Source organism: Aminobacter sp. GW821-FHT11F06 (assembly GCF_058808215.1).
Genome location: NZ_JBXARL010000013.1, coordinates 82,828 through 108,709, shown reverse-complemented (window position 1 = coordinate 108,709; position 25,882 = coordinate 82,828). Strand labels below are relative to the sequence as shown.

Here is a 25,882-nt window from a genome sequence, read left to right as displayed (position 1 = left end):
TTCCCCCCCCCCCCCCCCCCCCCCCCCCCCCCCCCCCCCCCACCCCGGATCTTGGTTTCATCGCGAACAGCCCTTGACCTTCCACCTGGCGGAAGCCGTAGCCTGACGGCGAACGGAGATACGTCATTGGCACACCGCCCCAAACTCATCCCTTTGCTCTCGCTCGCCTTGGCGCTTGGTATTGCAGCCCCTGCTCTCGCCCAGACCAAGACCGTCGCCGATCTTGCGGGGAACACGCATATCCATGGGCTCGCCTTCGATCGTGCCGAGCCCAGCAAGATCCTGATCGCCACGCATCATGGCCTGATGCGGGCGGCAGCCGACGGCAGCGTGAGCGAAATTTCGGACAGCCGCGACGATTTCATGGGCTTCAGCCCGCACCCGACCGATGCCGCGATTCTATTTGCAAGCGGCCATCCAAAGGGCGGCGGCAATCTCGGCTTCATCAAATCGACCGACGCGGGAAAAAGCTGGACGCAGGTTTCGCCTGGTGCCAACGGGCCGGTCGATTTCCACCAGCTGGCGGTCAGCCCGTCGAACCCCGACGTCTTTTATGGTTCATATGGCAGCATCCAGACCAGCAGCGATGCCGGCGCAACGTGGACGATCGCAGGTGAAGCCCCGCCCAAGCTGATCGATCTGGCCGTATCGCCGACCGATCCAGCGGTCGTTTACGCCGCGACGCAAACCGGGCTGCTGATCAGCCGCGACGGTGCCAAGAATTGGCAGACGCTGATCGCCGATGTGCCGGTCACGACAGTCGAACTGACCGCCGAGGGCACGATCTACGCCTTCGTGCCCGGCCGCGGCCTGCTCAGGGCTACAGAAGCCGCGCCGAAATTCGAGACCATTGGGCAAGGACCCGACAGCGCGGGCTACATCCTGCATCTTGCAGCCGATGCCAAGTCGCCTGAGCGTATGGTCGCCGTCACCGGCGAGCTGGCGATCGTGGTCAGCGGCGATGCGGGCGCGACCTGGAGCAAGCTTGGCGCGAACTAAGACGCAGCGGCCCCGGAACGAAACGCGGAACGGGCTCCGGCGATCATGCCGGAACCCGCTCTTCGACGGCTTGGAAAAGGCGCAACTTGGGAACGTTACGCCACGCCCTCTCCTGCCTATGCTGCTTCGTTCTTGACCCCACCTGCCTCAGAACCGACCTCGAAATTGGCCATCCTTTCGAGCGCGCGCACCAGGGCCGAGTGATCCTGCTTGGCCCCGCCATTGGCGATGCAGGAGTTGAACAACTCCTGCGTCATCGAGGTGTTGGGCAGCGACACGCCGAGCGCCTTGGCGCCTTGCAGAGCAAGGTTGAGATCCTTCTGGTGCAGTTCGATGCGGAAGCCAGGCGCGAAGGTGCGCTTGACCATACGCTCGCCATGCACTTCGAGGATGCGTGAAGCTGCGAGACCGCCCATCAGCGCCTGCCTCACCTTTGCCGGATCGGCTCCAGCCTTCGACGCGAACACCAGTGCCTCGGCCACAGCTTCGATGGTGAGCGCGACCACGATCTGGTTGGCGACCTTTGTCGTCTGGCCGACGCCGTTGGGGCCGACCAAGGTGATGTTCTTGCCCATCTTTTCGAACGCGGGACGGGCACGCTCGAACGGCTTTTCCTCGCCGCCAACCATGATGGTCAGCGATGCCGCCTTGGCACCGACCTCACCGCCGGAGACTGGGGCGTCGAGATAATCGCAGCCTAGCTCGTTGATCTTTCTGGCGAATTCCTTGGTCTCGATCGGTGAGATCGAGCTCATGTCGATGACGAGCTTTCCCTTGGAAAGACCTGATGCAACGCTGTTTTCACCAAACAGGACATCGGCGACCTGCGGCGTATCCGGCACCATCAGGATGATGATGTCACAAGCCTTGGCCAGCGCCTGATGACCGGTCACTTTCTTCAGGCCCTTGGCGACCAGCGCCTGCGGCAGCGCCCCGCGATGGTCGCTCGCCGTAACCTCATAACCCGCGTCCAGCAGATGCCCCGCCATCGGCGCACCCATGATGCCGAGCCCGATGAAGCCAATTTTTTCCATTTTCATATTCCTTCAAAACGTCGTTCGGGGCTCAAGCCGCAGCACTGTCCTTGCTGGCAAAGTCCGCGAACCATCCCAGTCCCTCGACCGTCCCTGCCTTTGGCTTGTATTCGGCGCCGACCCAGCCGGTGTAGCCGATGCTGTCGAGGTGATCGTAGAGGAACGGGTAGTTGATCTCGCCCGTTCCCGGCTCGTGACGACCGGGATTGTCCGCCAACTGCACATGCGCGATGCGGCCGAGATTGGCCTCGATGGTGCGGGCGAGATCGCCCTCCATGATCTGCATGTGATAGATGTCGTATTGCAAATAGAGGTTGTCCGAGCCGACCCGGTCCATGATGCCAAGCGCCTGCCTGGTGTTGGTCAGGAAGAAGCCCGGAATGTCCCTGGTGTTGATCGGCTCGATCAACAGGCGAATGCCCGCCGCCTTCAGCTTGTCAGCGGCAAAAGCGAGATTTTCGACGAACACGTTTTCCAGCACGTCACGCGCATTTCCGGCTGGCGCAATGCCGGCAAGGCAGTTGACCTGCTCGCAGCCGAGCGCATGCGCATAGGCGATGGCCTTGTCGACACCCTGGCGGAACTCGTGGATGCGATCCGGCAGCACGGCGATGCCGCGTTCGCCTGCCGCCCAATCGCCGGGCGGCAGGTTGAACAGCGCCTGGGTGAGGCCGTTCTTCTTCAGGCGCGCAGCCACCACATCGGGGGCGTGGTCGTAGGGCGCGATGTATTCAACGCCCTTGAAACCGGCGCGGGCGGCGGCATCGAAGCGGTCGAGAAAGTCATGCTCACCAAAGAGCATCGAAAGATTGGCTGAAAACTTGGGCATAGGCTCTTCCTCGGAAAATCAATCGAGCAGCATGATTGCGGTCGGTGCGTCTTCGTTGCTTTCGGCAAGCTCCTCGAACTCGACGACATTGTCGATCTCGACGCCCATGGAGATGTTGGTGACCCGTTCGAGGATGAACTCAAGGACGACGGGCACCTGATGCTCCTTCATGAGCTGCTTGGCCTGCTTGAAGGCCGCGGCGAATTCCTCCGGCTTGCGCACCCGAACCGCCTTGCAGCCCATGGCCTCGGCGACAGCGACGTGATCGACGCCGTATCCTGCCTCGGGGTCGCCTGAGCGGTTGATGTTTTCAAACGACAGGCTGACCTCGAAATCCATCGCAAAACCACGCTGCGCCTGGCGGATGAGGCCGAGATAGGCGTTGTTCACGACAACATGGATGTAGGGCAGCTTGTGCTGCGCGCCGACGGCCAGCTCCTCAATCATGAACTGGAAGTCGTAGTCGCCAGACAAAGCAACGATGTCGCGGTTCGGATCGGCGGCACGAACGCCTAGCGCTGCCGGCAGTGTCCAGCCGAGCGGGCCGGCCTGACCGCAATTGATCCAGTTGCGCGGCTTGTAGACATGCAGGAACTGTGCGCCGGCGATCTGCGACAGGCCGATGGTGGTGACGTAGGTGGTGTCGCGGCCGAACGCCTTGTTCATCTCCTCATAGACGCGCTGCGGCTTGAGCGGCACCTGTTCGAAATGGGTCTTGCGCTTCATGGTCTTCTTGCGCGCCTGGCACTCCTTGGCCCAGCCGGACCAGTCGCGCAGCTTACCAGCCGTCTTCCACTCGGTGGCGACGTCGAGTAGCATCTTCAACGCCGCGCCGGCGTCGGAGGTCACGCCGAGATCGGGCGCGAAGACGCGGCCGATCTGGGTCGGCTCGATATCGATATGGATGAACTTGCGGCCGGCAGTGTATTTTTCGACAGAACCGGTGTGGCGGTTCGCCCAGCGGTTGCCGATGCCCAGCACGAAGTCGGAGGCGAGCATCGTGGCGTTACCGTAGCGATGCGAGGTCTGCAGGCCGCACATGCCGGCCATCAGGCGGTGATCGTCGGGGATCGAGCCCCAGCCCATCAGGGTCGGAACAACGGGGATGCCCGATATCTCGGCGAATTCGATGAGCAGATCGGACGCGTCGGCATTGATGATGCCGCCGCCGGCGACGATCAGCGGCCGCTCGGCGTCGTTGAGCATCGACAGCGCCTTTTCGGCCTGGGCACGCGTCATCGCCGGCTTCTGGACAACCATCGGCTCGTAGGTGTCGATGTCGAATTCGATCTCGGCGAGCTGGACGTCGACCGGCAGGTCGATCAACACCGGCCCCGGCCTGCCCGTGCGCATCAGGTGGAAAGCCTTCTGCAACGCCATCGGCACCAGATACGGCTCCATGACAGTGACGGCCCATTTGGTGACGGGTGCGGCGATCGCCGCGATATCGACGGCCTGAAAGTCTTCCTTGTTGAGGCGTGCGCGCGGCGCCTGACCGGTAATGCACAGGATCGGGATCGAGTCGGCCGAGGCCGAATAGAGCCCGGTGATCATGTCGGTTCCGGCCGGACCTGAGGTGCCGATGCACAGGCCGATATTGCCGGCTGTGGTGCGGGTATAGCCCTCGGCCATATGCGATGCCGCCTCGACGTGGCGCGCCAGGATGTGGCGGATCGAACCACGCGCCTTCAACGCCGAATAGAACGGGTTGATGGCCGCGCCCGGCACGCCGAAGGCACAGGAGATACCTTCCTTTTCGAGAACGAGGACCGCTGCATCGACAGCACGCATCCTTGCCATGGTCTTACCTCCAACTGGAAACCGAATGTTGGCTGATCGTGTCACTGCGATCTGGTTTTTGCAATTTTTTCAAAATATTTTTTCATTATTTAAATCAGCACACTTCCCATTGATTTTGCGTATGTTTTCATTTTTCGTTGCGCAGCACATCAATTTCAGTGAAAAAGTTTTTTAGACGCAATCTGGAGCACTGGCATGGCAACGACCGAAAAGCGGCAGCGCGGACGACCCCGTGCCTTCCAGCCCGCACCAGAGGCCGGATCGGTGCAATCGCTTGATCGCGCACTGCGCATCCTTGCCATCGTCGCACATAGCGACGGGCTTTCGCTGAGCGAGATTTCAGCCGCATCGGACCTTGCCGCGGCAACCGCCTACCGCATGCTGACCACCTTGCAGAACCATGGCATGGTCGAGTTCGACAGCGACGGCCAGCTCTGGTCGATCGGGGTCGAGACCTATCGCATGGGTGCCGCCTTCCTGCGTCGGCGCAAGCTTGTCGACCGTGCCCGTACCGTCATGCAGGAACTGATGGAAAAGACCGGCGAGACCGCCAATCTCGGCGTCGCCGAAGACGATTGCGTGGTCTTCGTCAGCCAGGTCGAGACGCATCAGGCAATCCGCGCCTTTTTCCGGCCGGGCACGCGCAGCCCGTTCCATGCCTCAGGCATCGGCAAGGCAGTCCTTGCCCATCTCGACCGCGACCGCGTCAACGCGATCGTCCGAAAGGCAGGGCTCGATGCCTATACCGAACGAACGCTGTCGGAACCGGCAGCCCTTGCCCGCGACCTCGACCAGATCCGCGCGCGCGGCTGGTCAGTGGACGACGAAGAACGCTATCCCGGCATGCGCTGCGTGGCAGCAGCGGTGTTCAACGAATTCGGCGAACCCATTGGCGGCGTTTCGGTTTCCGGGCCTACTGTACGCGTGACGCCCGAACGTCTCGCCGAAATCGGGCCAATCGTTCGCGCCGCCGCCGCCGAGCTGACCAGGATGATCGGCGGTTCGCCGGACGGCGCCTTGCCAAGCATCTGACCTTGACAGCACAACCACAACGGCTGAAGTCAGGGCCGAATTTGCAATGACAAGTGCTGGAAACGAACATGAGCCTGCAGTCGGTCAAAGCCTTCTTCGCCGAACACGCCCCCGACATCGAAGTCATCGAGACGCCGACAAGCTCGGCCACGGTTAGCCTTGCGGCTGAAGCTCACGGTGTCGAGCCGGCCCAGATCGCCAAGACTATCTGCCTGCGCGTCGGCGACCGCGTCCTGCTGGTCGTTGCCCGTGGTGACGCCCGCATCGACAACAGAAAGTCCCGCGATGCGTTCGGCGGCAAGCCACGCATGCTTGATGTCGAGCAGGTTGCCGAGATCACCGGCCATCCGGTGGGCGGTGTCTGTCCCTTCGGCCTGGCGACACCGCTGCCGATCTATTGCGACGTATCGCTGCGCGCTTATGACGAGGTAGTGCCGGCTGCCGGTGCCACCAATGCGGCGGTCAGGATCGGCGTCGAGCGCATGGCAACGCTGGTCAATGCCGATTGGTGCGACATCTGCCAGGATGCCGTCGGCAAGGCAGACGCGGAAGCTGCGGAATAGTTTCCTCGCATCCGACGGAAAACTGCGCCTTGGTTGTTTGGGCACAGCCGCCCGCTATACTCGGTAGTATCAATCAGGTTCGGGCGCATCGATGCCGCAATTTCCAGGAGGACGCCGTTGGCTGTGGTCGGGTCTCGCCGTGGCGACCCTGGCAGTGGCCATCGTGTTTTTCGGCGGCGCCTTCGCCAACCGGATCTATCTCGACGAAGCAGCATCGCGCGGCCAGACCACGCTGCGCCTCGCGGTCGCTGCACTCTCGGGCCAGATGAACCGCTTCGAGCCCTTGCCCGAACTGATCGCCGACCATGACGATATCAAGGAACTGGTCAGCGACCCGGACAATCCGGCACTGCGCGCACGCGCCAACGATTACCTCAAGGAAATCAATGCGCTGCTGAAATCCTCTGACATCTACGTCCTACTCCCCGGCGGAGAGACGATCTCGGCTTCCAACCACGACCTGCCGATCAGCTTTGTTGGCGAGAATTTCTCCTACCGGCCTTATTACCAGGATGCCATCCGCGGCAACCAAGGGCGCTTCTTCGCGCTCGGCACCACCTCGCTCAAGCGCGGGTATTATTTCTCCTCTCCGATCCGCATCGGCATGGAAATTCGCGGCGTCGTTGTCTTCAAGGTCGACGTCGACGCCATCGAAGCGTCGTGGAAAGGTGGCGATCAAGAGATCATCGTCACCGACCCCGAAGGCATCATCTTCATGAGCGGCCAGCCAAGCTGGCTTTATGCCAGCCTCCGCCCGCTGACCGACGAACGTCTCGCCCGCACCGAAGCCTCGCGCCGTTATGCCGACGCCATGCTGCGCGAGCTGCCGGTCACGCGAAGCACCACCGACGACGGCAATCTGCTGCTCCGCATCACCGAAGGCGGCAAGTCGCGCGAGTTCCTCGAACTCGCCGAGCAGATGCCACAGGCGCGCTGGACGGTTCATGTGCTCGCCGATACGGCTTCGGCGCATACGCAGGCTCTGGCAGCCGTTATCTCCGCCCTTCTGGCACTTGCCCTTGCCGGTCTCGGCGGCGCGATCATCCTGCAGCGCCGCGCCCGCCTCACCGAGCGCATGCAGATGCAGCAAAGCGCGCAGGTCGAGCTCGAACGGCGGGTCGAGGAGCGCACCGCCGATCTGGCGCAGGTCAACAGCCGGCTTGAGACCGAAGTTGGCGAACGCCGCGCCACCGAGCAGCAGCTGCGCCGAACCCAGGCGGACCTGATCCAGGCCGGCAAGCTCGCCGCCCTTGGCCAGATGTCGGCTGCCCTTTCGCATGAGTTCAACCAGCCACTGGCGGCAGTGAAGACCTATGCCGACAACGCCGCAACGCTGCTCGACCGTTCCCGAATCGAAGAAGCCCGCGACAATGTCTCGCGCATTTCCAAGCTCGCCGACCGGATGGCGTCGATCAGCCGGCACCTGAGGAACTTCGCCCGCAAGCCGAACCAGAAGCTCGGGCCGGTAGCACTTGAAGAGGTTGTGCGCGATACGCAGGAAATCGTCGCCTGGCGCCTCAAGGCAGCCGACGCCAAGCTGATCGTCGATCTCGGCTCGACGCCGCTCGCCGTCAAGGCCGGCTCGGTGCGCCTGCAGCAAGTGCTGGTCAACATCGTCACCAACGCGGCCGATGCGGTCGAAGGGTTGGCGGACCGGAACATTGAGCTTACCGCACGACGCAAGGGCGCCAAGGTCACCATCTCGATCCGTGACCATGGCCCCGGCGTGTCGGCAGCCATTGCCGAGCGCATCTTCGATCCGTTCTTCTCAACCAAGGGCGTCGGCAAAGGGCTAGGCCTTGGTCTTTCCATTTCGTATAATATCGTCAAGGACTTCGGTGGGAGTCTTGGCATCTTGAACCATCCAGAGGGCGGCGCCTTGTTCACCATCGAGCTCGACGCGGCACGAGCAGCCGTCCGCGAGGCCGCGGAATGAAACCACCCATCGTTCTTCTGGTTGACGACGAGGACGAACTCAGGCGTTCAACTGCGCAGTCGCTCGACCTTGCCGGCTTCATCGTCGAGGATTTTTCGTCGGCCGAACGCGCGCTCGACTTCATCACCCAAGGCTTCAACGGCGTCGTCATCACCGATGTGCGCATGCCCGGCATGGACGGCATGACGCTGATGAGCCGTATCCGCGAGGTCGACGCCGACATTCCTGTGATCCTTGTCACCGGCCACGGCGATGTTCAGCTCGCGGTCCGCGCCATGCGCGAAGGCGCTTATGATTTTGTCGAAAAGCCATTCGTCACCCAACATCTCACCGAGATGGCGGCGCGTGCCATCGACCGGCGCAGCCTGGTGCTGGAAAATCGCGAGCTGCGCGCAGTCGCCGGCAAGCGCGACGACATCGAAGCGCGCCTGCCCGGCCGCAGCCAGACGATGGTCGACCTGCGCTACAAGCTGCGCGCGGTCGCTGCCACCGACGCCGACGTTCTGATCATCGGCGACACCGGCACCGGCAAGGAGGTCACGGCACGCGCGCTGCACGACATCAGCGGCCGCGCGACAAAGCCCTTCGTTGCCATCAACTGTGCCGCCCTGCCCGAAACCCTGATCGAAAGTGAGCTGTTCGGCCACGAGGCCGGCGCTTTTCCCGGCGCGCTCAGGTCACGCTACGGAAAATTCGAGCACGCGCGCGGCGGCACGGTGCTGCTGGACGAGATCGGCTCGATGCCGGCGGACCTGCAGGTCAAGCTCCTGCGTGTCATCCAGGAGCGCGTGATTACCCGCCTGGGCTCCAACGAGCCGATCGCGCTCGACGTTCGCTTCGTCGCCACAAGCAAGGTCGATCTCGACGCCGAGGTCGCCGCCGGCCGTTTCCGCGCTGACCTGCTCTACCGGCTCAATGTCGTGACGTTGCGCATGCCTTCCCTTTCGGCACGGCGCGAGGACGTGCCCTTGCTGTTCCTCCAGCTGGCGCGTGAAGCAGCAGCACGTTACCGGCGCGACGATGTCGAAGTGCCGCCCCAGGCCATCGCCGAAGTCGCCCGCCGCGACTGGCCGGGCAATGTGCGTGAGCTGCGCAACGCCGCCGACCGCTTCGTGCTCGGCCTTGGCCTGCAATTGCCCGAAAGCCCAACTGCGGCGAACGGCAGTGGCGACCGCCTTGCCGACCGCGTCGCAGACTTTGAGAAAAATGCGATCTCGGCGGCCCTGCTTGCCCATGGCGGCAGCCTCAAGCCGGTCTATGAGCAGCTCGGAATCTCCCGCAAAACGCTCTACGAAAAGATGCAGCGCTACGGCCTCGACAAGAACCGCCTCGGTGGCAGCGACGGCCCGGAGGCCTGACCGGCTGCGCCCGTGTGTGGAAATCCACACACGGCAAGAGGGCAACGTCACCTTTTCCACCCACCGGTGCTGATCTCGAACGTTTTTAGCCGCCCGGATGCGTGCGCATGCCTTGCGGTGCGCGCATCCAGTCGCTCCTAGTTACCCATCCACCGCCGGCGCAGGGAGGGACCAGGCGCGGGTGGAAGCACAGATACAGATCCCGGGAGGATTTCATGAAGAGACTGCTCGCCTCGCTGACGGCCGCCGCAACGCTTGCCGCATTCCCGCTCGCCGCCAACGCGCAGGCCTATCCTGAGCGCACCATCACCGTTGTCGTGCCGTTCTCCGCCGGTGGCCCGACCGACACGGTCACGCGCCTCGTCGCCGAATCGATGTCCAAGGACCTCGGCCAGCAGGTCATCGTCGAAAACGTTGGCGGTGCCGGCGGAACGCTCGGAGCCGGCCGCGTCGCCGCCGCTGATCCGGATGGCTACACGCTTCTGCTGCACCACATCGGCATGGCCACCAGCGCCACGCTCTACCGCAAGCTCGCCTATGACACGCTGAATGCCTTCGAATATGTCGGCCTGGTCACCGAAGTGCCGATGACGATCGTTGCCAAGAAGGACCTTGCGCCAACCGACCTCAAGGGCCTGGTCGAATACGCCAAGGCCAACAAGGACACCGTCACCGTCGCCAATGCCGGCATCGGTGCGGCCTCGCATCTGTGCGGCATGTTGTTCATGAGCGCCATCGGCACGCCGCTGGTAACCGTTCCCTACAAGGGCACCGGCCCTGCCATGACCGACCTGCTCGGCGGCCAGGTCGACATCATGTGCGACCAGACCACCAACACCACCAAGCAGATCCAGGGCGGCACCATCAAGGCTTATGCCGTCACCTCGCCCAAGCGCCTCGACGTGCTTGCCGACGTTCCGACCACTGGGGAAGGTGGCCTCGACGGCATGGAAGTCGGCATCTGGCACGGCCTCTATGCGCCCAAGGGCACCCCGACTGAGGTGACCGAGCGTCTGTCCAAGTCGCTGCAAGTCGCTCTCAAGGACCCCAATGTCGTTGCCCGCTTCGCCGAACTCGGCACCGTGCCGTCGTCGGACGCCGACGCCACGCCGGCCGCCCTCAAGGCCAAGCTTGAAGGCGAAATCGCCCGCTGGAAGCCGATCATCGAGAGCGCCGGCCAGTTCGCCGACTAAAGCCGTCTCGCCTGCAGCGGAAACCGGCAGCGCCAGGCGCCGCCCCCCATCCGCCTGCCGGCACCTTCTCCCCGTGAACGGGGAGAAGGCAGACTGCCGCAGCCTCTTGCTCATCGCCGACGTCGCAGAGCGGCGTTTGATGCCAGTTCCCTTCTCCCCGTCACTCTACGGGGAAAAGGTGCCGGCAGGCGGATGAGGGGCAGCGCAACATCGACATCAGGCGCCAGCGGAGGGCCTTCCCATGAAAAACCTCGCCATAGATCCCACCAACGCCGCCTGCGGAGCGATCTTCGTCGCCACCGGCGCGTTTTTCGCCATCCAGTCGCTGGGTCTTGAGCTCGGCACCACCTTCCGCATGGGACCGGGTTACTTTCCGCTGGTCCTGGCCTCGGTGCTGATCCTGCTTGGCCTCGTCGTCATCGTCCAGGCCACACGGATCGAAGGCGAGCCGATTGGCCCCGTCGCCTGGCGCGGCATGGCCTTCATCTTGCCGGCGCCCATCTTCTTTGGCCTCACAGTGCGCGGGCTCGGTTTCGTTCCGTCGATCTTTTTGACCTGCCTGATCGCGGCCTTCGCCTCGTCACGGATGAAGCCGCTCGCCGCTGTCATCCTCGCCGCCGGGGTCACGCTGTTTTCGGTCGCCGTGTTCAGCTACGCGCTCGGCCTGCCGTTCCAGCGTTTCGGCCCCTGGCTGCCGTTCTGAGGAGGATGTGATGGAACTCTTCGACAATCTCGCGCTCGGCTTTTCAACCGCCACAACGCTCGCCAATCTCGGCTTCTGCCTGATCGGCGTTTTGCTCGGCACGCTCATCGGCGTGTTGCCCGGCATCGGCGCCACCGCCACCATCGCCATGCTGTTGCCGATTACCTTCCAGATCGGCGATCCGGTCTCCTCGCTGATCATGCTCGCCGGCATCTATTACGGCGCGCAGTATGGCGGCTCGACCACCGCCATCCTGATCAACATGCCCGGCGAATCCTCATCCGCCGTCACCGCAATCGACGGCTACCAGATGGCGCGCAAGGGCCGCGCCGGCGCAGCACTCGCCATCGCCGCCATCGGCTCGTTCTTTGCGGGCACAGTGTCGACGTTCCTGGTCGCCATCTTCGCCCCGCCGCTGACGGCCATAGCGCTACAGTTCGGTGCTGCCGAATATTTCTCGCTAATGGTCGTAGGCCTGGTCTCGTCTATCGCGCTTGCGCATGGCTCGATCATCAAGGCGCTGGCGATGGTCGTCCTTGGCTTGCTGCTCGGCCTCGTCGGCACCGACATCTACACCGGCACGCCGCGCTTCACCCTTGGCATCCGCGAATATGCCGACGGGCTCAACTTCGTTGCGGTCGCGGTCGGCGTGTTCGGCGTCGCCGAAATCCTGCGCAACCTCGAAAGCGAAAAGACCCGCGAAGTGCTGATGGCCAAGGTTTCGGGCCTGATGCCGACGCGCCAGGATTTCCGCGAGATGGCAGCGCCCATCCTGCGCGGCACCGCGATCGGCTCGGCCCTCGGCATCCTGCCCGGCGGCGGCGCGATCCTTGCGGCCTTCGCCTCCTACACAGTCGAAAAGCGCGTATCCAAGCACCCTGAAGAGTTCGGCAAGGGTGCCGTGGCAGGCGTCGCAGGTCCCGAATCGGCCAACAATGCGGGTGCGCAGACCTCGTTCATCCCGATGTTGACGCTCGGCATCCCGGCCAACCCGGTCATGGCGCTGATGATCGGCGCGATGATCATCCAGGGCATCGTGCCTGGCCCCAATGTCGCCACCGAGCAGCCGGCCTTGTTCTGGGGCATCATCGCCTCGATGTGGATTGGCAACCTGATGCTGATCATCCTCAACCTGCCGCTGATCGGGCTGTGGGTGAAGCTTTTGACGGTGCCCTATTACGTGCTGTTTCCGATCATCATGGCGTTCTGCGCCATCGGTGTTTACAGCGTCAACTCCAACGTCTTCGACCTCTACGCCGTCGCCTTCTTCGGCCTCATCGGCTACGCGCTGGTCAAGCTGCGTTGCGAGCCGGCACCTTTGCTCCTCGGCTTCGTGCTGGGGCCGCTGCTCGAAGAAAACCTGCGCCGGGCCATGATCCTGTCGCGCGGCGACCCGACCACCTTTGTCACCCGTCCGATCAGCGCCGGGTTGCTGGCATTGGCCGCCTGCGTGCTGATCGTCGTCTTGCTGCCGGCAGTGCGCAAGAAGCGCGACGAGGTCTTTGTCGAAGAAGAAGCCTGATGCCATGCGACTGCGCGCCGACCAAGCTTTGCTCGGCGCGCAGTGGCCGCATAGCCTTGCCCCCACGAAAATGGGTATATCCGGTGCAAAAACGCGCATGGTGATTTGACCATGCGCCTTGCCAGCGCGAAAATTACACTTTGAATGCACGCGCGAAATTCGGTCGCGTTGCAAGCTGGCGCTTTACGCGGTCGCGCAACGCGCGAACTCCTGGAACTGCGGGAGTTGGACCGCGAGATGGAAATCCTCCAAACTTCAACACAAGCCCAAACTTGGACATCTTGCGAGATCACCCTTTGTCCTGCAATTCTGCTGCAAGATCAGGCGGGTGGTGAGAGCGGCAGTCAAGCAAAAGACCGGGCTGCGCAAACACACGAACACTGGTGCAAACACTATGGGTTCGATATCAAACACATCGAGAACGGTCGCAATTGCGGTCCTCGTCTCCGGTTGCTTAGGTATGACACAGGCCATCGCCGCAGCCGCCGATTTTGGCCCCGAGACACTTGCCCTGATCAATGCCTACAGGGTGAGCCGCGGCCTTGCGCCCCTAACCTCCAATCGTACGCTGCAGGCTTTGGCGCGGCAGCATAGCCGGTACCAGGCGGCTAGAAACAGCCTCGGCCATGATGGCTTTCGCCAGCGATCAGCCCAGGCGAAGGCCGCCGGGCTCAGTGTGGTATGTGCGGAGAACGTTGGCTACAACTATCAAAACGCACAGCAACTTTTTGCGGGATGGAAGAACTCCGCCCTCCATAGGACGAACTTGCTTCGGCCCAATCTGCGCTACGCGGGTGTTTCGGTAGTTGGCCCATATTCGACTTTCTTCGCTTGCCGATAGGGCCGTCTCCCGTTTTCAGCGATGCTATTCGAGGCCAGGTGGGGAGAGGAAATACCTCGCAAAGCACGAACGAATTATTGTTCGAGCAACTCTCTCGCCAGAGCCGAGACGGACTTGGCACCAAAATTAGCAGCGGCTTGTGAAATGGTGCCCCCGGCAGGAATCGAACCCGCGACCTTCGGTTTACAAAACCGCTGCTCTACCATCTGAGCTACAAGGGCAATTTGCTCCCGTTAGCATATTTTGCGGTCCAGTAAAGACAATTTCGAAAGAGTGGCGCAGCATCCCCAGGCAGTGCGGTGTGAGAGACCTAAAACTGCGTGCAGGTACTCACTACATATTTGGCGCGGGTCGATCGGCCCCTGCTTGGGAGGTGATGAATGCTCAGGTTCGTGATCATTGCCGTGGTGGTGATTGTCGCCTGGCTGCTGTTGCTCAAGCTGTTTCGCCAGATCAAGCAAGCGCGGGTCGATTGGACCGGCATCGCTGCGATCATTGGCTTCATCGCGCTCGCCTTCTACCTGCGCCACGTCACCGGCCTGGGCTGACCTCTTCGGCGGCAGGCTGCCGTTCGATTTGCTAGGTGACCGACGTCATCGACTTTGCAAACACCACACGATTGCGCCCTTGCTCCTTGGCCTCGTAGAGGCAGCGGTCGGCCAGGCGCATCAGTTGCGATGTCGGCTGCTGCCCGTCCGACACGACCGCCCCGATACTGACGGTCAACCGATGCAGGTATCCATCGACCGGATGAAAGACCAGTTGCTCGACCTCCATGCGAATACGTTCGGCGACAGCTGCCGCGTCGTTGCGATTTGTCGCAGGCAAGAAAACGCAAAATTCCTCGCCGCCGACGCGCCCGACAAGATCATGCTCGCGGATCGACACCCGCAACGCGCTTGAAATCAGCTTCAGCGCCTCGTCGCCGACGAGATGGCCAAAGCTGTCATTGATGCTCTTGAAATTGTCGGCGTCGATCAACAAAAGCGCGCCGTGATCGCATTTGCGCCGCGCTTGTTTCGACTTCTCGAAAAAGGCCTCGCGGTTCAACAGCCCGGTCATCTGGTCATGCGTCGCCTTTGCCTTGAGCTGGGCGTGAGCCTCACTCAGCTCCGCAAATGCCCGCTTCAGCTTCTCGTTTTGCCAGACAATCATGAAGCCGGCCGGAAACGCCGTCAGCACCGGCAGGATCGAGTTCATCGCGAAAACAAACGCCGTGAAGGGCTGGCCGGCCGAATAGCGGATCGAAAACGAGACGATCTGGCTGACGAAGATGACGGCAATGGTGATCAAGCTGGCCTTGAACGCGATTTTCCACACAGCGCTGCCCCTGCAATTCCAATCCCTGTCGCCAAGGTCGATAGCGGCCTAAGCTTAATGCTTTGCCATCCTGGCACCGATGTACAGGCCTGGCCCCGCCCGGTGCGCAGCGGCATATGCGAGATCGTCAGGGCCGCGGCCGGATGGGCTTTGGCCGACTGGCCCGGCGACACACAGCGCCTATCTCGCTCCCTTTGCTTCGACAAATCAGCATGCTACCCCGGTTGCCGGCGGACGACATCGGCGTTCGGACCGCCTCTAGGGAGCACATGGACGCCAAGTCGCTGACATTCTCGTTCGCATCCTCCGGCACACCGGAGGCGGACGCCGCGGCCGAGCGCCTTTCCAAGCGCTATGGCCAGACGCCTTACGATCAGGCCGACATCGTTGTCGCCCTGGGCGGCGACGGTTTCCTTTTGCAGACGCTGCGCGAAACGATGAGCACCGGCAAACGCGTCTACGGCATGAACCGTGGCACTGTCGGCTTCCTGATGAACGAATACAACGAGAGCGCCCTGCCCGAGCGCCTTGCCGCAGCGGTTGCCGAAACCATCCGGCCACTGGAAATGGTGACGGTCGACGATGCCGGCGTGACCAGGGACGCGCTTGCCATCAACGAGGTCTCGCTGTTGCGCCAATCCTACCAGGCGGCGCGCTTGCGTATCTCGGTCGACGGCAAGGTCCGGCTCGAGGAACTGATCTGCGACGGCGTGATGGTGGCAACGCCGGCTGGGTCCACAGCCTACAATCTATCGGCCCACGGCCCCATCCTGCCGCTCGACGCGCCGCTTCTGGCGCTGACGCCGGTCAGCCCGTTTAGGCCACGACGCTGGCGCGGCGCTCTGCTGCCCAAGACGGCGGTGGTTCGCTTCGACATCCTGGAAGAACAAAAGCGTCCGGTGAACGCCGTTGCCGACCACACGGAAGTCAAGTCGGTGGTCTCGGTCGAGGTCAAGGAATCGGCGAACCATACCGCCACCTTGCTGTTCGATGCCGGTCATTCCTGGAGTGAGCGCATCCTGGCCGAGCAGTTCAGATACTGAGCATTGGGCCAAAGCTTGAAGTAAACAGCTGCAATCGCCGTGTTGGTGCCAGTTTGAGTTGACAAATCGTGCACTTACGCCTATCGCGTTGCGGCATATTGCAGGCGAGTTGCGCCTGTCGTGGCCAGATCGCCGCGCCCTTGAACGAGCAAAGACAGCCAACAAACTTGTCCGAAGACACTCAGACCGCTTCAGAAGCGTTGACCTTCGCAGACCTCGGCCTTTCGCCGAAGGTCCTTTCCGCAGTCACCGACGCCGGCTACACCCAGCCTACGCCGATCCAGGCAGGTGCGATCCCGCACGCGCTGCAGGGAAAGGACGTGCTCGGCATCGCCCAGACGGGTACCGGCAAGACGGCGTCCTTCGTGCTGCCCATGCTGACGCGCCTTGAAAAAGGCCGCGCCCGGGCACGCATGCCACGCACGCTGATCCTCGAGCCGACGCGCGAACTCGCCGCCCAGGTGGAAGAGAATTTCGTCAAATACGGCAAGAACCACCGGCTCAACATCGCGCTTTTGATCGGCGGCGTGTCGTTCGACGAGCAGGAAAAGAAGCTTGAGCGTGGCGCCGACGTTCTGATCGCCACGCCCGGCCGCATGCTCGACCATTTCGAGCGCGGCAAGCTTTTGCTCACCGGCGTCGAGATCCTGGTCATCGACGAAGCCGACCGCATGCTCGACATGGGCTTCATTCCCGACATCGAGCGCATCTGCAAGCTGATCCCCTTCACCAGGCAGACGCTGTTCTTCTCGGCGACCATGCCGCCTGAAATCACCAAGCTGACCGAGCAGTTCCTGCACGCACCTATCCGCGTCGAGGTCTCCAAGGCAGCATCGACCAGCACCAACATCACCCAACGTCTCGTCAAGTCCGGCCCCAAGCCGTGGGACAAGCGCGAAACGCTGCGCAAGCTGATCAATGCCGAAGGCGACGAGATCAAGAACGCCATCATCTTCTGCAACCGCAAGGTCGACGTGTCGGAGCTGTTCCGTTCGCTGGTCAAGCACGACTTCGACGCCGGTGCGCTTCATGGCGACATGGACCAGCGTGCGCGCATGGCGATGCTCGCCGGCTTCCGCGACGGCAAGCTGAAGCTGCTCGTCGCCTCCGACGTCGCCGCGCGCGGCCTCGACATTCCCGAAGTCAGCCACGTCTTCAACTACGACGTGCCGATTCACGCGGAAGACTATGTCCACCGTATCGGCCGCACCGGTCGTGCCGGACGCCTCGGCAAAGCCTTCACCATCGTCACCAAGTCCGACACCAAATATGTCGACGCCATTGAGCGGCTGACCGGCCTGCCTGTAGAATGGCACGATGGCGACCTGTCGACGGTTGTTGCCAGCGAAGGCGACGACGAGGCTCCGCGCCGTGGCCGTGGCGCACCACGCCGCGCCGGCAAGGAAAAGCATGGCCGCGAACGCGACCGCAAGCCGCGTGAAGAAGCGCCTGTCGTCCAGGCTGCAGTTGCAGCAACCGAAGCTCCTGTCGTCGGCAACGTCGTTTCCGACATCGACGAGCGCCGCGAGCGCAAGGAAGCGATCAAGAACGGCAACGCCGATCGCAGGCCGCGCGAGCATGAAGACAAGCCACGTCGCGACGATAATCGCGGCCACCGCCGTAACAATCGCGACCGCGAGGAAGACGACGACCGCACGGTTGGTTTCGGCGACGACCTGCCGGCCTTCATGCTGATCACGACAAATATCTGAGAGCCAAGCGCCTCATTGTTAAAAAACGGCCCCCCGCGCGGGGCCGTTTTCTTTTGTGCCCAGAGCAAGTTGGAGAGCTGCAGCGCCTTTTGCGCATCAATCAGGCTTCGGAGGCTCAAACGAAAAACGGCCCCTCGCGGGGCCGTTCTCGTTTGGCTGTTCGAAAGCTCAGCTCAGGTGAGCGGCGACAGCTGGATCTCGACGCGGCGGTTTTGCGCGCGGCCATCGGCGGTTGCGTTGGATGCGATCGGCCGGGTCGCACCAAAGCCGGTGACGGCAAAGCGACGCGAATCAACACCCTGGGAACCGAGGTAATTGGCCACCGACAACGCACGGCGCTGCGACAGGTCGAAATTGTGCTGGTCGCCACCGGTCGAATCGGTGTGGCCGAACACGTCGACCGTGGTCTGGTTGAACTTCTTCAGCACCAGCGCCACCGAATTGAGGGTGTTGTAGAAGCCCGATTTCACCGCGTCCTGATCGGTGGCGAAAGTGATGTTGGACGGCATGTTCAAGATGATCTGGTCGCCGGCGCGGGTGACGCTGACGCCGCTGCCCTGGAGCTGGGCGCGCAGTTCGGATTCCTGCCTGTCCATGTAGCCGCCGGCAAGGCCACCGGCCAACGCGCCGACGCCCGCGCCAATCAGCGCGTTGCGGCGGTCGTTGCCACCGGCGAGCAGGCCAAGGCCTGCACCCGCCAGCGCGCCGATGCCAGCACCTGCTGCTGCGTTCGAAACCTTCTGCTGACCCGTATAGGGGTCGGTCGTGCAGGCGCCGACAAACATGCTGCCAGCCAGCGCGAAAATCACTGTCTTCTTCATATAAGGATGTCCCTCTCAGTACCCGCGAAACGCAACGGCGCATCGCGCAAAGCCCTTCCTCGGCCTTGTAGCATGAAATACGGCGAAAAACGGAACGGCATCAGTAACAAGCGAGCAAAGTCGAGCTCGCCTGCATGAGAAATTTTGCCTGTTACCAAAGGTTCTTTCCGTCGATCACCACCACCTCGACCTTGTCGAGATCGAAGTCGTCCAACAGGCGCGAATTGACGCTGATCTTGGGGTTGCCGAAATCCGGTTCGCCCGTCGACCAGTCGGGCGTCTCGGTGAAGGTGCCGCAGCCGCAGATGGCGCAGAAGCCATGCTTCACGGTTTTCGATCCCCACTCATAGACCGAGACATTTTCCGGCGGACTGGTGAGCTTGAACTGGGCAGGCGTGTAATAGGCCCACAACGAGCCGCGCTTGGAACAGAACGAACAGGTGCAGGACGTCACCGTTTCCGGCGCCTCCGTCACTTCAAACGTTGTCGCCTTGCAATGGCAGCTTCCCTTGATGACCATGGCCGTCTCCTCATGTTGCCACTCCACCTCTCAAGCAACAGCACACAATAATGGGCTGCTCCTGACAAGGAGCAGTCGAGACAATCGTCACCAGCATCAATACGATTTCGATGGCACAAACAGGCAGATGGTTCGGGTATTGTCGGCACCTCTGACTGAACACCAGTGGTACTCGCCATCGGGCGAGGTTTTGACGCGCGCGTCCTGATAGGTGATGACCTCCCCCGTGCCTTCGATGACGTAGCCTTGCGGGCGCTCGCTGATCGCCTTTTTCGGCACTTCGCGGCAGTCATAGCCAGAACAGCAGGCAAAGGGGTAGGCCCAGCCCTTTGGGGCGTCGTGCGAAAAGGCAGCTGGTGGGAGGTTGAGAGCAATCAGCATAAGGGCGGAAACAGCAAAAATTCTCTGCTGTGGGCGTTTTCCTGGGCGCAGCATTGCGTGTCCCCCTGAGGTCCCGCCCCAAGCGAATCCCACGCCCGCATGCTTAACGAAAACCTACCGAGAATGTTCCGCAGTGCTGACCCGGCCATTGCGGTAAAGCTATGGCCGGGTTCAAAATGCGCCAGGGCGCAAGCCGCTAGTCGAGATCGGCGACGGCCTGCCCTGCCCCACCTTCGATTCGCTGCGACAGCGACGCTTCCATGAAGTCGTCGAGATCGCCGTCGAGCACATCTGACGGGCTCGTGCTTTCGACGCCGGTGCGCAGGTCCTTCACCAGCTGATAGGGCTGGAGAACGTAGGAACGGATCTGGTGGCCCCAACCGATGTCGCTCTTGGACGACTCGGTGGCATTGGCCACTGCTTCACGCTTCTTCAGCTCTTCTTCGTAAAGGCGCGAGCGCAGCATTTCCCAGGCCTTGGCCTTGTTCTTGTGCTGCGACCGCTCTGCCTGGCAGGCGACCGCGATGCCGGTGGCAAGATGCGTGATGCGCACAGCCGAGTCGGTGGTGTTGACGTGCTGGCCGCCCGAACCGGACGAACGATAGGTATCGATGCGGACATCCGACTCCGAGACGTCGATTTCGATCGCGTCGTCGACGACCGGATAGACCCAGATGCTCGAAAACGACGTGTGGCGCCGCGCATTGCTGTCATAGGGCGAGATGCGGACCAGGCGATGGACGCCCGATTCCGTCTTCAGCCAGCCATAGGCATTGTGGCCCTTGATCAGAAGCGTTGCCGACTTGATGCCGGCTTCTTCGCCGTCATGGACTTCGAGAATCTCGACCTTGAAGCGGCGGCGTTCGGCCCAGCGCGTGTACATGCGCAGCAGCATGTTCGCCCAATCCTGGCTTTCGGTGCCGCCAGCGCCTGCGTGGACTTCGAGATAGGTGTCGTTCTTGTCGGCTTCACCTGATAGCAGCGACTCGATCTGGCGCGCCCGGATCTCGCCGGCCAGCGAACGGATGGCGGTTTCAGCTTCGCTGATGATGTCGCCGTCGCCCTCTTCCTCGCCCATCTCGATCAGGCCGATATTGTCGTCCAGTGCCTGGCTGAGGCCCTGGATGGAGCGGATGCTGTCGTCGAGCGACTGGCGCTCGCGCATCAGCTTCTGCGCTTCCTGCGGGTCGTTCCAGAGATTGCCGTCCTCTGCCCGCATGTTCAGGTAATCAAGCCGTTTTACCGCCTGATCCCAGTCAAAGATGCCTCCTCAGCAGGCTTATGGCCTGCCTGATTTCGTCGACAATGTTCTGCGTTTCCGCGCGCATGGAGATTGCTTCTTTTTGCTTGTTTCGCGCCCGAAGGCGGCTTGTTGAATCCGCGCGGAACATAGGGATGAGGCCGCCCTGTGTAAAGCAAAATGGGCGGGAGCCATGTGCTCCCGCCCATCGGCTTTGCCGTGCCCTGCGTTGCCTAACCGGCGTAAGCCGCCTCGAGTTTGGCGACGTCGATCTTGGTCATCTGCAACATCGCCTGCATCACCCGGCTGGCCTTGGCGGCATCGGCATCGCCGAGCAGCCGCGGCAATGCCTGCGGAACGACCTGCCAGGAAAGGCCGAACTTGTCCTTCAGCCAGCCGCACTGGCCGGGCTGACCACCTTCCGACAATTTGGTCCAGAAATAATCGACCTCGGCCTGATCCTTACAGTCGATGGACATCGAGATCGCTTCGGTGAACTTGAAGTGCGGACCACCGTTCAGGGCGGTGAAACCCATGCCCTCGAGCTCGAACTCGGCCACCATGACACTGCCGGCCGGACCGGGACCCGCCTCGCCATATCTGGTCATCTTGCCGATCTTGGCGTTCTTGAACACCGATGTGTAGAATTTGGCGGCCTCTTCGGCCTGGTTGTCGAACCATAGGAACGGGCTGATCTTCTGCATCGTCTTCTCCCTGCTTTGAAATCGGACTGCGTCCCCGCGTCTTGGCGGCTGCTGCTTCAAGGACGGCTGGGCTGCGCGAGTTCCGACATGTCTTCGAACTTCGCCATGCCCGCTTAATAACCAATAGGCTATATAACTGATTGGATATTTGCAAGAGCGGAGTTGGCTGCAATCACACAAACAAAAAAGCGCGCGGCCAGGCCGCGCGCTTTTTTAGTTCCGTCAATGAGGCCGGCCTCAGCCGGGCCGAAGCGCCAGCCTAGTAAAGGCCGCCGCCGCCTTCGCTGATGGCTTTGCTGGCCTGGGGCGAAAGCGCGCCGCCATAGCCATTGGCGCCGTCCTCGCCCATGCCGATGACCCAGTAGCTGTCGGCAGGTCCGGTGCCGGGCTTGAAGGCTTCCATGATCGTGCCAGGAGCGCCCTCCGCCGCCTGCATGCCGGTCTTGCGGTCGATCGAAATCACCTTCATGCCGTCTGGCAAGACGAAGTCGACCTTGGGCGTGCCTTCGAGCGCAACAGTCATGAAGTCCTTGAACACCGGTGCTGCAAGACCGCCGCCGGTAGTGCCCTTGCCCAGCGTCTGCGGCTTGTCGAAGCCGAAATACAGGCCGACGACCAGGTTCGGGGTGTAGCCGACGAACCAGGCATCCTTTTCGTCGTTGGTGGTGCCGGTCTTGCCCGCGATCGGGCGATTGAGCGACAGCAGCGTCGTTGCGGTGCCGCGCTGGACAACGCCTTCCAGCATCGAGGTGATCTGGTAGGCGGTCATCGGGTCGAGCACCTGCTCGGAATTGTCGACCAGCTCCGGCTCGGGCTGGTTGGCCCATTCGGTAGCGACGCAGCCTTCGCAGCCGCGCTCGTCGTGCTTGAACACGGTCTTGCCGTAACGGTCCTGGATGCGGTCGATCAGCGACGGCTTGATCTGGCGGCCGCCATTGGCCATCACGGCATAGGCCGAAACCATGCGCATGACGGTGGTCTCGCCCGCACCAAGCGCCATTGGCAGATAGGGCGCCATCTTGTCGTAGACGCCGAAACGTTCGGCATATTCGGCGACCGTCTTCATGCCCATGTCGTTGGCCAGGCGAACAGTCATCAGGTTGCGCGAGCGCTCAATGCCGGTGCGCAACGTCGAGGGGCCGGCGGCCTTGCCGTCGTAATTCTTGGGCGACCAGCTCGTGTTGCCGGACTGGATGGTGATCGGCCCGTCCATGATGACGGAGGCCGGCGTGTAGCCATTGTCGAGTGCCGCCGCATAGACAAACGGCTTGAACGCCGAACCCGGCTGACGCATCGCCTGGGTGGCGCGGTTGAACTCGGACTGGGCGAAAGAGAAGCCACCGACCATGGCGAGCACACGGCCGGTGTGCGGATCCATGGCAACGAGGCCACCCGACACTTCCGGCACCTGGCGCAGCGCATAACCGGCGCCGTCGTTCTTCTGGACGTAGATCACGTCGCCGGGCTTGAGCACTTCGGCGGGCGAATTGGCCTTGAGACGCTTGCCGGCGGAGACATATCGCATGGCAAAGCTCATGTCGTCTTTCGACACGGAACCCTGCTCGCGATCCTTGGACAGCGCACCGGATATTTCGCGCTTGGGCTGCAACCCGATATCGAGCCCTGTCTTCGAGCTGTCGAGAACGACTGCCAGGCGCCATTCGGGAACGTCGCCCAGGCCCTTGACCGCCCCAAGTGCCGTGCCCCAGTCGCCCGAGATGTCGATATTCTTGACCGGGCCGCGATAGCCGCGCAGGCGGTCATATTTCTCGAAGCCCGACTGCATGGCCTTGCGGGCCATGACCTGCAGCTTTGGGTCAAGCGTGGTGCGTACCGACAGACCACCTTCGTAGAGCGCATCCTGGCCGTAGCGTGAGATCAGTTCGCGGCGCACTTCCTCGGTGAAATATTCGCCGGCGAAGACATAGGTGCCAGTACGGCGCGGCGTCACGCCGAGCGGCTCAGCCTTGGCCTTGTCGCCCTCCTCGCTCGAAATGTAGCCGTTGACGACCATCTGCTGGATTACCCAGTTGCGCCGCTCGACGGCGCGCGCGGCGTATTTGAACGGATGATAGTTGGACGGACCTTTCGGCAGTGCCGCGAGATAGGCGGCCTCGGCCACCGTCAGCTCGTTCACCGACTTGTCGAAATAGGTCAGCGCCGCGCCGGCGATACCATAGGCGCCGAGGCCGAAGAATATCTCGTTGAGGTAAAGTTCGAGGATGCGGTCCTTGGAGTAGGCCTGCTCGATACGGAACGACAGGATGGCTTCCTTGGCCTTGCGGTCCATCGTCTGTTCGTTGGAGAGCAGGAAGTTCTTGGCGACCTGCTGCGTGATGGTCGAGCCGCCTTGCGTCGGACCACCGGTGACATAGGCGAGCGCGGCGCGCGAAAAGCCCATGATGTCGATGCCGGGGTGCGAGTAGAAATTCTTGTCTTCAGCCGACAGGAACGCCGCCTTGACGCGATCTGGCACAGCCTGGATCGGCAGATAGAGCCGGCGCTCGCGCGCGAACTCGCCCATGAGCGCGCCATCGGAGGCATGGATGCGCGTCGTCACCGGCGGCTCGTACTTGGCCAGCACCTCGTAGTCGGGAAGTTCCTTGGTGAGCTGGCCGAGATAGAGCGCCACGCCCGCCGCAACGACGAGCGCAAGCGTCGTGCCGATGCCGAAGAAATAGCCGATAAGACGAATCATGCCCGCTCCAGTATAAGGTTCGGAGATTCCCTAAACCAACCCGCCATCACCGCAAGCCGCAGGTACTGTCCCGATCCGCAATCGGCCACCCATGTCGTGCGGTTGTGGACAAAATACGGCAATGGCCGACAAGCGCCGAAGATTCTGGCCACAACAACAACAAAATGCTCGCTCCGTGACCTCTCGGCAACGCCGACATGAGGTCCCCGCGATCATCGTCAGCCGCCTGTGCCACCTCGCTCGGCGACGAAGGCAGCGACAGCCTTCGAAATGCTCGTTGCGGCCTTTTCGCGCCAATCGGCGCTGCGAAGCTGCTCTTCGTCCTGTGGATTGGAGAGATAGCCGAGTTCGACCAGCACCGACGGCACATCAGGTGCCTTGAGCACCTTGAAGCCGGCGGAGCGATGCGGGTTGTTGATCATGCCAACAGTCGGCGTCAGTTCGCCAACCAGAGAGCGGGCAAAGCGTGCCGAAAACCCATGCGTCTCACGCCGGATCAGATCGACCAGAATGTCGGAGACTTCGTGGTTTTCTTCGGCAACATCGACGCCGGCAAGCTGATCGGAGAGGTTTTCGCGATCGGCCAGCGCCTGCGCGTCGGCGTCGGACGCCTTGTCCGACACCGTATAGACGGTGGCGCCGCGAATCCCCTTGAGCCGGATCGTGTCGGCATGGATCGAGATGAAAAGGTCGGCCTCCTGCTGGCGCGCGATGCGAACCCGGTCGTCGAGGCGCAGGAACTCGTCGCCCTCGCGCGTCAGAACGACCTTGTAGGCGCTGTTGGCCGCCAGCTTGTCCTTCAATTCCTTGGCAAAGGCGAGCGTGACGGTTTTCTCAACCGTACCGTTCAGCCCTTCAGCTCCACCGTCGATGCCGCCATGGCCGGGATCAAGCACAATCGTGAACGGCCGGTCGCCGCGATTGGCCATCTTGCCGAGCCTGTCGGTCTTAGCCGTCGTCGAGCCGGTGGTCTCCGCCTGGATGGCAAGTGCGGCATCGAACTCGCGCTCCGAGGCCGCAGCGATGTCGGCGACCAGGCGGTAACCCGAACCATCCTCGTTCTTGAGAACGTCGACTTTCTCGACGTTGAAAGGCCCTTTCGAGGTCACGATCAGCCGCGAGGCGCCCTCGCCCGAGGCACCATAACGCACACTCTTGATCAACCCACGCGGCTTGAGATCCTTGGCATCGAGCGCAAGCGTGGCATCAGGCAGATCGATCACCAGGCGATGCGGATTGCGCAACAGCATCCACTTTGGTTCTGGCTCACGGTCGAAATTCATGACGATGCGCATGTGGGTCGCGTCGCCTGCCATCTTGTAGTCGAGCGTCTTGATCGCTTCGGCGGCGCAAACCGGCTGGCAATTGATGCCGGCAAACACGACGAGGAATGCGATCAACGCCAACATCACGCGGCACAATGCGCCCTGGGGCTGAACGCCCACAAACGGGAAGCTCTTGCCAGTCAATGCCACGAACCCCATCTCTTTATTGCCGCTCCAAAAGGCAGGTGCGCAGTCGCTGCGTACCGTTGTCGTTCGCGGGCCGAATACGCGGCTCCTTCGATTAACGAGTGGTAACCAGAGAAGGTTAACCGAGTCTTTGTCGGAATGCTTCCCTCCACGTCGAGCAT

The 25,882-nt window shown here is 62.2% G+C and carries 23 protein-coding genes and 1 tRNA gene; 12 read left to right on the top strand and 12 right to left on the bottom strand.

All coding sequences use genetic code 11. The features are described from left to right. The first annotated feature begins 126 nt into the window (after window positions 1–126). On the top strand, window positions 127–999 hold the full coding sequence (locus tag AC1RTB_RS24685; protein WP_492881809.1) for a F510_1955 family glycosylhydrolase: 873 nt from the start codon (window positions 127–129) through the stop codon (window positions 997–999). Window positions 1,000–1,115: 116 nt separating this feature from the next. On the opposite strand, the gene AC1RTB_RS24680 is transcribed toward AC1RTB_RS24685, so the two are convergent. The 3 genes from AC1RTB_RS24680 to gcl are packed head-to-tail and all read right to left on the bottom strand — an operon-like array spanning window position 1,116 to window position 4,662. Further along, on the bottom strand, window positions 1,116–2,033 hold the full coding sequence (locus AC1RTB_RS24680; RefSeq protein WP_492881808.1) for a 2-hydroxy-3-oxopropionate reductase: 918 nt from the start codon (window positions 2,031–2,033) through the stop codon (window positions 1,116–1,118). Between the two features lie 31 nt (window positions 2,034–2,064). Next, entirely contained in the window at window positions 2,065–2,862 is a 798-nt protein-coding gene (gene otnI / locus AC1RTB_RS24675) for a 2-oxo-tetronate isomerase (RefSeq protein WP_492881807.1), read from the bottom strand. A gap of 18 nt (window positions 2,863–2,880) precedes the next feature. After that, window positions 2,881–4,662 (bottom strand): glyoxylate carboligase, encoded by a 1,782-nt coding sequence (gene gcl, locus AC1RTB_RS24670; protein WP_492881806.1) that lies wholly within the window; start codon window positions 4,660–4,662, stop codon window positions 2,881–2,883. Between the two features lie 195 nt (window positions 4,663–4,857). Between gcl and bhcR the strand changes: the two genes are divergently transcribed. From bhcR to AC1RTB_RS24630, 8 genes are all read left to right on the top strand, one after another. Next, the gene (bhcR, locus tag AC1RTB_RS24665; RefSeq protein WP_492881805.1) at window positions 4,858–5,694 is read left to right on the top strand and encodes an HTH-type transcriptional regulator BhcR; all 837 of its coding nucleotides are present in this window, start codon (window positions 4,858–4,860) and stop codon (window positions 5,692–5,694) included. Window positions 5,695–5,762: 68 nt separating this feature from the next. After that, a complete protein-coding gene (locus AC1RTB_RS24660) occupies window positions 5,763–6,257 on the top strand; it encodes a YbaK/EbsC family protein (RefSeq protein ID WP_492881804.1) in 495 nt (164 codons plus the stop codon). A 91-nt stretch (window positions 6,258–6,348) separates the two neighbouring features. Next, window positions 6,349–8,193 carry a sensor histidine kinase gene (locus tag AC1RTB_RS24655; RefSeq protein WP_492881803.1) on the top strand — a complete coding sequence of 615 codons (1,845 nt, stop codon included), beginning with the start codon at window positions 6,349–6,351 and terminating at the stop codon, window positions 8,191–8,193. Further along, the gene (locus AC1RTB_RS24650) at window positions 8,190–9,551 is read left to right on the top strand and encodes a sigma-54-dependent transcriptional regulator (RefSeq protein WP_492881802.1); all 1,362 of its coding nucleotides are present in this window, start codon (window positions 8,190–8,192) and stop codon (window positions 9,549–9,551) included. The genes AC1RTB_RS24655 and AC1RTB_RS24650 overlap by 4 nt, the downstream gene beginning before the upstream one ends. Window positions 9,552–9,766: 215 nt before the next feature. Beyond that, window positions 9,767–10,744 carry a tripartite tricarboxylate transporter substrate-binding protein gene (locus AC1RTB_RS24645; protein ID WP_492881801.1) on the top strand — a complete coding sequence of 326 codons (978 nt, stop codon included), beginning with the start codon at window positions 9,767–9,769 and terminating at the stop codon, window positions 10,742–10,744. A gap of 241 nt (window positions 10,745–10,985) precedes the next feature. After that, window positions 10,986–11,447 (top strand): tripartite tricarboxylate transporter TctB family protein, encoded by a 462-nt coding sequence (locus AC1RTB_RS24640; RefSeq protein ID WP_492881800.1) that lies wholly within the window; start codon window positions 10,986–10,988, stop codon window positions 11,445–11,447. A 10-nt stretch (window positions 11,448–11,457) separates the two neighbouring features. Then, window positions 11,458–12,969: a tripartite tricarboxylate transporter permease gene (locus tag AC1RTB_RS24635; protein WP_492881799.1), complete on the top strand. Its 1,512-nt coding sequence runs from the start codon at window positions 11,458–11,460 to the stop codon at window positions 12,967–12,969. A gap of 394 nt (window positions 12,970–13,363) precedes the next feature. Further along, window positions 13,364–13,810, top strand: coding sequence for a CAP domain-containing protein (locus tag AC1RTB_RS24630; protein ID WP_492881798.1), 447 nt, complete (start codon window positions 13,364–13,366; stop codon window positions 13,808–13,810). A gap of 145 nt (window positions 13,811–13,955) precedes the next feature. Here AC1RTB_RS24630 and AC1RTB_RS24625 read toward each other — a convergent pair. After that, a tRNA-Thr gene (locus AC1RTB_RS24625) sits at window positions 13,956–14,031 on the bottom strand. Window positions 14,032–14,190: 159 nt separating this feature from the next. Between AC1RTB_RS24625 and AC1RTB_RS24620 the strand changes: the two genes are divergently transcribed. Then, window positions 14,191–14,358 carry a hypothetical protein gene (locus AC1RTB_RS24620; RefSeq protein ID WP_492881797.1) on the top strand — a complete coding sequence of 56 codons (168 nt, stop codon included), beginning with the start codon at window positions 14,191–14,193 and terminating at the stop codon, window positions 14,356–14,358. A gap of 31 nt (window positions 14,359–14,389) precedes the next feature. On the opposite strand, the gene AC1RTB_RS24615 is transcribed toward AC1RTB_RS24620, so the two are convergent. Further along, a complete protein-coding gene (locus tag AC1RTB_RS24615; protein ID WP_492881796.1) occupies window positions 14,390–15,130 on the bottom strand; it encodes a GGDEF domain-containing protein in 741 nt (246 codons plus the stop codon). 269 nt (window positions 15,131–15,399) lie between these two features. Here AC1RTB_RS24615 and AC1RTB_RS24610 point away from each other — a divergent pair, with 269 nt between their 5' ends. Together AC1RTB_RS24610 and AC1RTB_RS24605 are read left to right on the top strand one after the other, a co-directional pair. After that, the gene (locus AC1RTB_RS24610; RefSeq protein WP_492881795.1) at window positions 15,400–16,173 is read left to right on the top strand and encodes an NAD kinase; all 774 of its coding nucleotides are present in this window, start codon (window positions 15,400–15,402) and stop codon (window positions 16,171–16,173) included. 167 nt (window positions 16,174–16,340) lie between these two features. After that, the gene (locus AC1RTB_RS24605; RefSeq protein WP_492881794.1) at window positions 16,341–17,885 is read left to right on the top strand and encodes a DEAD/DEAH box helicase; all 1,545 of its coding nucleotides are present in this window, start codon (window positions 16,341–16,343) and stop codon (window positions 17,883–17,885) included. A 173-nt stretch (window positions 17,886–18,058) separates the two neighbouring features. Here the strand turns inward: AC1RTB_RS24605 and AC1RTB_RS24600 are convergent, their stop codons facing one another. The 7 genes from AC1RTB_RS24600 to AC1RTB_RS24570 form a co-directional block, all read right to left on the bottom strand. Then, complete coding sequence (locus tag AC1RTB_RS24600) at window positions 18,059–18,706, bottom strand: YiaD family glycine zipper/OmpA-like lipoprotein (protein WP_492881793.1); 648 nt, start codon at window positions 18,704–18,706, stop codon at window positions 18,059–18,061. 151 nt (window positions 18,707–18,857) lie between these two features. Then, complete coding sequence (locus AC1RTB_RS24595) at window positions 18,858–19,226, bottom strand: GFA family protein (protein ID WP_492881792.1); 369 nt, start codon at window positions 19,224–19,226, stop codon at window positions 18,858–18,860. Window positions 19,227–19,322: 96 nt separating this feature from the next. Further along, complete coding sequence (locus AC1RTB_RS24590; protein ID WP_492881815.1) at window positions 19,323–19,607, bottom strand: hypothetical protein; 285 nt, start codon at window positions 19,605–19,607, stop codon at window positions 19,323–19,325. A 196-nt stretch (window positions 19,608–19,803) separates the two neighbouring features. After that, window positions 19,804–20,935 (bottom strand): peptide chain release factor 2 gene (gene prfB, locus AC1RTB_RS24585; RefSeq protein WP_492881791.1). Its coding sequence is split into 2 segments (ribosomal slippage): window positions 19,804–20,868 and window positions 20,870–20,935, totalling 1,131 coding nucleotides; the frame shifts between segments, so codons are not numbered across the junction. A gap of 145 nt (window positions 20,936–21,080) precedes the next feature. Further along, window positions 21,081–21,551: a VOC family protein gene (locus tag AC1RTB_RS24580; protein WP_492881790.1), complete on the bottom strand. Its 471-nt coding sequence runs from the start codon at window positions 21,549–21,551 to the stop codon at window positions 21,081–21,083. 259 nt (window positions 21,552–21,810) lie between these two features. After that, window positions 21,811–24,249 (bottom strand): penicillin-binding protein 1A, encoded by a 2,439-nt coding sequence (locus AC1RTB_RS24575; RefSeq protein ID WP_492881789.1) that lies wholly within the window; start codon window positions 24,247–24,249, stop codon window positions 21,811–21,813. Between the two features lie 218 nt (window positions 24,250–24,467). Beyond that, the gene (locus AC1RTB_RS24570; RefSeq protein ID WP_492881788.1) at window positions 24,468–25,733 is read right to left on the bottom strand and encodes an N-acetylmuramoyl-L-alanine amidase; all 1,266 of its coding nucleotides are present in this window, start codon (window positions 25,731–25,733) and stop codon (window positions 24,468–24,470) included. Between the last annotated feature and the right edge of the window lie 149 nt (window positions 25,734–25,882).

Coding starts and splice junctions, on each gene's coding strand:
- AC1RTB_RS24680 (WP_492881808.1), bottom strand. CDS start 2,033: ATGGAAAAAATTGGCTTCATCGGGCTCGGCATCATGGGTGCGCCGATG.
- otnI (WP_492881807.1), bottom strand. CDS start 2,862: ATGCCCAAGTTTTCAGCCAATCTTTCGATGCTCTTTGGTGAGCATGAC.
- gcl (WP_492881806.1), bottom strand. CDS start 4,662: ATGGCAAGGATGCGTGCTGTCGATGCAGCGGTCCTCGTTCTCGAAAAG.
- bhcR (WP_492881805.1), top strand. CDS start 4,858: ATGGCAACGACCGAAAAGCGGCAGCGCGGACGACCCCGTGCCTTCCAG.
- AC1RTB_RS24660 (WP_492881804.1), top strand. CDS start 5,763: ATGAGCCTGCAGTCGGTCAAAGCCTTCTTCGCCGAACACGCCCCCGAC.
- AC1RTB_RS24655 (WP_492881803.1), top strand. CDS start 6,349: ATGCCGCAATTTCCAGGAGGACGCCGTTGGCTGTGGTCGGGTCTCGCC.
- AC1RTB_RS24650 (WP_492881802.1), top strand. CDS start 8,190: ATGAAACCACCCATCGTTCTTCTGGTTGACGACGAGGACGAACTCAGG.
- AC1RTB_RS24645 (WP_492881801.1), top strand. CDS start 9,767: ATGAAGAGACTGCTCGCCTCGCTGACGGCCGCCGCAACGCTTGCCGCA.
- AC1RTB_RS24640 (WP_492881800.1), top strand. CDS start 10,986: ATGAAAAACCTCGCCATAGATCCCACCAACGCCGCCTGCGGAGCGATC.
- AC1RTB_RS24635 (WP_492881799.1), top strand. CDS start 11,458: ATGGAACTCTTCGACAATCTCGCGCTCGGCTTTTCAACCGCCACAACG.
- AC1RTB_RS24630 (WP_492881798.1), top strand. CDS start 13,364: ATGGGTTCGATATCAAACACATCGAGAACGGTCGCAATTGCGGTCCTC.
- AC1RTB_RS24620 (WP_492881797.1), top strand. CDS start 14,191: ATGCTCAGGTTCGTGATCATTGCCGTGGTGGTGATTGTCGCCTGGCTG.
- AC1RTB_RS24610 (WP_492881795.1), top strand. CDS start 15,400: ATGGACGCCAAGTCGCTGACATTCTCGTTCGCATCCTCCGGCACACCG.
- AC1RTB_RS24600 (WP_492881793.1), bottom strand. CDS start 18,706: ATGAAGAAGACAGTGATTTTCGCGCTGGCTGGCAGCATGTTTGTCGGC.
- AC1RTB_RS24595 (WP_492881792.1), bottom strand. CDS start 19,226: ATGGTCATCAAGGGAAGCTGCCATTGCAAGGCGACAACGTTTGAAGTG.
- AC1RTB_RS24590 (WP_492881815.1), bottom strand. CDS start 19,607: ATGCTGATTGCTCTCAACCTCCCACCAGCTGCCTTTTCGCACGACGCC.
- AC1RTB_RS24580 (WP_492881790.1), bottom strand. CDS start 21,551: ATGCAGAAGATCAGCCCGTTCCTATGGTTCGACAACCAGGCCGAAGAG.
- AC1RTB_RS24575 (WP_492881789.1), bottom strand. CDS start 24,249: ATGATTCGTCTTATCGGCTATTTCTTCGGCATCGGCACGACGCTTGCG.
- AC1RTB_RS24570 (WP_492881788.1), bottom strand. CDS start 25,733: ATGGGGTTCGTGGCATTGACTGGCAAGAGCTTCCCGTTTGTGGGCGTT.